At 42.5% G+C, this 485-nt stretch carries 1 protein-coding gene; it reads left to right on the top strand.

Translation table 11 applies throughout. The features are described from left to right. Positions 1–214 precede the first annotated feature (214 nt). On the top strand, positions 215–485 hold a 271-nt coding region (locus tag ACT3XD_RS19720), incomplete at its 3' end, for a response regulator transcription factor (RefSeq protein WP_444280715.1).

The raw sequence follows: 485 nt of genomic DNA, 5'->3' as shown, positions 1-485 counted from the left end.
CTAGGACAACTACATATCGAACCATGATTAAGCCCCTCCCAAGAAGACATGTTGATTGAAGGTTGAGTATATAGCGGCCTCCTAAAGGCTAACTGTGAAACTTTGTGTCAAGGAGGTACTATAAACTCTAATTAGCTAACGTTGCTGCGTAATTTACAATGTTTATAACGACATAGTTAAAGAGTGCTTAAATAGCGGGGATAGGTATTAATCCATGCATATTGGTGTACTTGAGGATGATCTGGATCAACAACAGTTTATAAAACAGTGCTTGCTCTCGGCTGGATATGAGGTGTCATTGTTTGGTCGATCCAATGAACTACGAAGAAGCACTCAGCAGCAATTATTCGATTTTCTTATCATTGATTGGCGCTTACCCGATGGCTGTGGCATGGACGTTGTTAGTCACCTTCGTCAGCATGACGGCTGGAAAGGCCCGATTCTGTTTATTACCGCTAGTCAGCATGAGGATGACGTCGTACAAG

The organism is Halomonas sp. AOP7-B1-5, assembly GCF_052353045.1.
In the GTDB taxonomy this organism is placed as follows: Bacteria; Pseudomonadota; Gammaproteobacteria; order Pseudomonadales; family Halomonadaceae; genus Vreelandella; species Vreelandella colorata.
Note: the sequence above shows the minus strand (reverse complement) of the source record. Positions and strands in the feature narration are given on the sequence as shown.